This is a genomic window from Pseudoduganella ginsengisoli (assembly GCF_009720865.1).
GTDB lineage: Bacteria > Pseudomonadota > Gammaproteobacteria > Burkholderiales > Burkholderiaceae_D > Rugamonas > Rugamonas ginsengisoli.
This window is the reverse complement of the sequence record NZ_WNLA01000056.1, coordinates 1-6068: the sequence shown is the minus strand read 5'-3', so window position 1 is coordinate 6068 and position 6068 is coordinate 1. Positions and strand designations below refer to the sequence as shown.

The 6068-nt window shown below is 58.6% G+C and carries 3 protein-coding genes; 2 read left to right on the top strand and 1 reads right to left on the bottom strand.

The annotated features are described in order from the left end of the window. Positions 1–448: glycine zipper family protein (locus GM668_RS31835; protein ID WP_371868803.1), on the bottom strand; the 448-nt coding region annotated here is incomplete at its 3' end. 742 nt (positions 449–1190) lie between these two features. On the opposite strand from GM668_RS31835, the gene GM668_RS30120 reads away from it, so the two are divergent. Together GM668_RS30120 and GM668_RS31830 are read left to right on the top strand one after the other, a co-directional pair. Next, positions 1191–5726, top strand: coding sequence for a DUF4214 domain-containing protein (locus tag GM668_RS30120; RefSeq protein ID WP_308506857.1), 4536 nt, complete (start codon positions 1191–1193; stop codon positions 5724–5726). 147 nt (positions 5727–5873) lie between these two features. Further along, positions 5874–6068: DUF4214 domain-containing protein (locus tag GM668_RS31830; RefSeq protein WP_155442667.1), on the top strand; the 195-nt coding region annotated here is incomplete at its 3' end.

Here is a 6068-nt window from a genome sequence, read left to right as displayed (position 1 = left end):
CCACGCTGAACCAGGCGATTAATGATGCGGCCGGGCAGGTGGGGAATATTATTCCGACCGCAGCACCGACGGTAGCGCCGACGGATGCACCGACCACCGCACCGACCGATGCGCCAACGGCTGCGCCAACTGCGGCTCCGACGGTGGCCCCAACCGTCGCTCCGACTGTTGCACCCACCGTGGCGCCTACGGTTGCTCCAACCAGCGCCCCAACGGTGGCCCCTACGGCAGCGCCAACTGTCGCGCCAACGGTCGCGCCGACAGCCGCACCAACTGTTGCGCCGACCCAGGCGCCGACTGAAGCGCCGACGCAGGCGCCAACCGAAGCGCCGACGCCGGCGCCTACCCCTGCGCCTACCCCTGCGCCCACGGAGGCGCCGAAAACCCTGCTGGTCTCGGTCGATAACAACAAAGTGCTGTCGTTCGGCGGCACAGCGACTGGTAACATTGAACTGGCGACGGACGCCAACAATGTGGCGACCTTCACCCGTGGCGGCGTGACTGCCACAGCGCATCCTGACCTGGATGATGTCGCGGCAATCGCTGTCAGCGCGGGCCAGACCTTGAAAGCCACGGCGGCACAATTGTCGGGCCATGCCGTAACGGGCGCCGGCAATGTCGTGATTTCCGGTGCGGATGGCAACCAGACGCTGCAGGTTGAAACCACCGGCAGCGCGGTGGTTCGCGGCGGGTTGGGCGCAGACCGCATTGTGCTGGGCGATGCCGCACAGACGCTGGAGTTCACCTTTGGCCGCGCGGTCGATCTGACGCAGTACAACGAAGTCCCTAAAGTTTTTGTCAATCTTGCCAATGCTGCCGACAAGGTATCCAAGGGCGATTTGCTGGGATTCGACTTCAATGGCAAAAAGTATACGGTGACGTCGCTTGGGGATAGCACGACATTGCAAAGCGCCATTGATGCTGCGGTAGATGGCGGTGGTGCACCGCTGGGCGCTGGCAAGATTAAAGTCATCACAAGCGGCAATACGTTGTCGCTGGTCGGCCAGAACGCCAATGACCAGTTGACTTATCTTGCGTTGCGCGACAAGGAGACATCCCGCTATTCCGACTCGCATGCGCAGCAACTCGATACAGTGGTGAATTTCCAGACCGGCGTTGACAAAATCAAGCTGTACAGCGCAGAAGGCGTCTTCCTGGGCGCCCCGACGTCGCTGACGCGGGTTGCCGACATGGATGGCAGCCAGATTACGACCAGCCAGCAATTGGCAGACAAAGTACAGGGCGCATCTGTATTCCAGTCGATGTTGGCAATGCAGGCGGGTATCGTTACGGTGACGGGGGGCGATTTCGCCGGCACCTACCTTTATGTGCGCCGCCCTGCAGAGACCAGTGATCTGGGACGGGATCTGTTCGTGAAGCTGGAAAATCCCAAGGGCCTGGGCGCCGTCGGGCCCCTGGATGTGGCTGCGTGGTTCGATGTGCCGCTCGACAAGACTGCCCCTGCTGCCGTGTTTGACAGCGTGAACTATTACGCGGATTACCGCTTGCTGGTTTTGCAGGGTAAAGATGTGTACACCTTGCTGAGCACGAACGAGACTTCAAACACCAACCTCAAAGCCAATCTGGACTGGTCCAAGCTGACCTGGGATATCAATGGTGACGATGGTGTTACGGCTGATATCAAGTTCACGCTGGCCGACATTGAATCGGCTGTGGTGAGCCATGACCGGCTGAAGATCACACTGACCGCGGCAAAACAGGCGCAAATCGCCGCGGCCCAAGGCGTGGGCAACCAGCGCTCGGCCAAGGACACAATTGATATTGCCAACGGCTTCCAGGGCGACAGCAAAGGTAATGTCAGCACGCAGGATGGCGCAGCCAACGTGAAATTGAAGATGACTGCCATCGTAGACCTGGGAACGGGTGGGGCTTCGGCGCCGTCTGTCGAGGCCGATTACGTGCAAGCCCAAGCATCCGCAGTCACATCGCAGGCCAGCGTCGACATGAGCAACGTTTACGCTGCCATGTTTGACGTGCCTGGCGTCGAACCGGGCAAGACCATCACGCTGACCAATGCCAATCATGTTGAGACCCTCTTCGCCGGCAATGACACTTCGCCGTCCGGCGCTATCAATGTTACCGGCAGTGCTCCCCACATCTTTACCGGTAATGGGAATGACACGATTACCTCGACGTCGCAGGGCTCAGTGGAAATCGAGGCCGGTGGTGGCGCCGACGTGATCACCGGTGGCACGGGCGCCAATACGTATGTCTTCTCGCCTGAAAACTTCAATGCCGTCGGTGCGGATGCCTTGCTGGCTGCCGCCGATACCATCACCAACTGGAATGCGGCCCTCTCCAACCGCATTGATTTCCAAAGCCTGAAACTGGCTGCCGTCGCCCATGGCGCCGCAGCGGTTGCGGGCAAAGCCGGGATTTCCGCACAGGGCCTGGCTAGCTTCAATGCATCCGACACGACTGCCGCGCAAAAACTGGCGGCGGTGGCAGCGGCAACGGACGGTGATCCGCTGGGTACGTCCGTGATCTTCAATGATGGCGGCAATGCCTATGTCTACGTGGTGGGCAGTGCCGGTGCAGGCGTCCAGTCCGGCGATGCGCTGATCAAATTGAATGGCGTGACGGCAGGCGGGCTGGTGTTCAAGGATGGCGGCATTACGGCCTTGGCGCAGGTTGATAATACGGCGCCAAACGTGAGTCTGAGTGGCGCATATTATCGCGAAGATGCGCACAGCTTGCACATTATAGGTTCTGGCTTCGAGACGCTGTTCAACACGGGAGAGGATCGGACTATCGATATCAAATCGTGGTTGGACTGGTCCAAGCTGCGCCTAGATGTTAGGTTCCTGGGCACAGTGATGAGCACGGTGACGTTCAGCCTGGCCGACATAGAATCCGTCCACGTGACAGCAGAGAATGCATTGGACATTACGCTGACGCAAGCCAAGCATGAGGCATTGCTGGCAATGCCAGATTTCGGGGCCGGACCTAAATTGCAGTCACCGGACAAGCTTAATGTTGATGCCGGATTTATTAAAGATGCCGCAGGTAACGTCAACAGCGCCGGGGATGCCAGCATCTATGGTGTGTCGAACTATTACAAGCTCTGGTTGACGGATGGCGCTAGCGCGAAGCCCGTTACCGGCGCTGATGAGTTCTTTATCGCACCGCCAACAGGCAATAGTGCGAACTCTGCCGTTGACTTTGCGCAGGTCAAAACAGGTTATGTCAATATGGCTGGCCTGAATGCAGGCCAAACCATTACGGTGACCAACCTCGGCAAACTTAGTTCAGCCTTTGAATTTGACGCTTTCTCCGATTACGGTAACCACGGTCGTATCATCGCCACCTCGGTGGCCGCCGGTAAATTCAATACTGGCGATGGCAATGACGTGCTGACTGCCAACACCAGTGGCGATGTGACGTTCAGGGCTGGCGGTGGTGCCGACGTGATGACCGGTGGCACGGGTAAGAACAGTTATATATTCCAGCATACGGATTTCAACGCCACCAGCGCGGCTGATTTGCTGAAGGCGGCCGATACCATTACCAACTGGAATAGCGGCAGTGGTAACGTGATTGCGTTTGAAAGCGGGACCCGGGCTGCGGTAGCGCTCAAGATTGTTGCTCATGATGCAGCACCGGTGTTGGGACGTGCCTCAGTCGCCTATAACGGCGTGGCAAGCTTTGCACGGCCAGACAATACGGTGCAGCTGAAACTGGCTGCCCTGGTGGCGGCCATGGCGAACGATGAGGCCGGCACAACCGCTATCTTTACCCATGGCACCGATACCTATATGTATGTGGTTGGTAACAGTGCTGCGGGTGTGCAGGAGGGCGATGGGCTGATCAAACTGAATGGTGTGTCGGCAAACAGCCTGGTAATTGAAGACGGCAAGGTAATTGGTTTCGAGCGTGCAGCCGATACTACGCCGCCAACCGCGACGATCAATAATATCCAGTTCTTCGAGGGTACTCGCCTGCTCGTGGTTACCGGCGAAAACTTCAACACGCTGCTGGCCGAAGGCGAAACGGTGTCGGCCCGCGACATGAAGGGCCAGCTGGACTGGACCAAGCTGTCGTTGTCCTTGTATGGCGCCAGCGGCGATAGCACGGTCACCTTCACGGCGGCCGACATCGACGCCGTCAAGCTGAGCAACGACGGCTCGCTGCAAATTATGCTAACGGCAGACAAGGCGGCGGCAATCAAGGCATCGACGGGCTATGGCACGCCGGTGGAAGATAACTTTACGGTTGATATGGGCTTCCTAAAGGACGTGGCAGGCAATGTCGCGACGCAGGATAGCGCTGCCGGCCAGCTGGTGACCATTGGTTCGGAAATTTTGTCGGACACGGCCGTCCATACGCCGTCGTCGGCAACCGATTTCTTTGTTGTCGACGCCCGCGTCAACAACGCCGCCCTGGAGGCTGCCGGCATCCAGGCGGGTATGGTCAATGTGAATGTATCGGCCGGCAATGTCGTGACGGTGACCCACCTCGACCACGATACGCAGGTATCCGCGCTGGGCCAGAACGGCAGCCTGATCGCGTCCGGCAGCGGCGCCACCCGCTTCGAAGGGGGCAATGGCAACGATACGTTGACGTCGACGTCAACCGGCCCGGTCACCTTCATCGGTGGCGCCGGCGCCGACAAGATCACGGGTGGCACGGGCGCGAATACCTTCGTGTACGACGGGCTGAGTGGCGACTTCAATGCGGGCCCTGCGGCGGACCTGCTTGCCGGCGCCGATACCATCACCAACTGGAATGCCGGTGCCGGCAACAAGATTGTCTTTGCCGGCAAACAGTTGCATAGCCTTGCCGCTACAACGGCATCCGGGTCGTATGCAGGCGTGAACGCCAATGGAATGGCCACGTTCAGTACGTTTGGTGACACGCTGGAACACAAGATCGAAGCCATCGGTAACAGGATGAAGTATGCGGAGGATGGCGCGTCGATGGCGTTCAACCATAACGGCGATGCTTATCTGTACGTACACAGCGATGGTACGGGCAGCCAAGCTGGCAATGCATTGATCAAGCTGGCTGGCGTGACTGCGTCAGCATTGAAGTTCACCGATGGCATGGTCACCGGCTTCAGCAACGTCGGCACTACCCTGACGGGCACCAGTGGTGCCGACAGTCTGGTAGGAACGCCACTGAATGATGTACTCAAAGGCGGTCTGGGCAACGATATGCTTAATGGCGGTGATGGCCTTGATACAGCAGTGTTCAGCGGCGCATTGGCGTCGTCCACCGTGACCAAAACAGCGGGCGGCTATACCGTCCAGGGCCCTGATGGGATCGACAGCCTGGTGGGTGTGGAGCGCCTCAAGTTTGATGACAAGTCGCTGGCGCTGGATGTTGATGGTGTACCTGGCCAGGTGTATCGCTTGATGGAAACCGCGTTCAGCCGTACGCCTGATCCGGAAGGATTGGGCTATTGGATTGCGCATTTCGACAGCGGCGCGGCAACCCAGTTCGACCTTGCGCAAACTCTCGCCGGTACGCAGGAGTTCAAGGGGCTGGCTGGCAACACGTCCACGTCGATCATCACTTATTTATATCAAGCCGTGCTGCATACCACCCCGAATGCTGACGGACTGGCGTACTGGGCCAATGTTCTGGACAACAAGCAATCCACTGTGAGTGAAGTGCTGTACTACTTCGCCGAAAGCACGGAAAACGTCAACGGTACGGCGAGCCTGATTGGCCAGGGCATCCAGTACATCCCGCACGCCGGCTGATTACTGGTGCTCTGGTGCAGCGTAGCGAAGGAGTGGGCTGCGCTGCACGGATCAAGCTGACTGGCGTCAGCGCTGTGTAAATCCATTTCCAAAACGGCCGCATCACCGGCTTCTGAAGGCCACCGCTTTTCATCAATACGGTGGTGCATGCAGGGAGTCGTCCCATCATGGGCCACTTACAAGTCAGGATCATTCCATATGACCACCGCTGCAATTCAGCTGCAACAGCTCTACGTCACTTACTTCAACCGTCCAGCAGACAAGGAAGGCTTGGCCTACTGGACGGCTGCGCTGGACAAAGGCAGCACAGTGGCATCGATTGCAGCGGATTTCGCGAAGTCG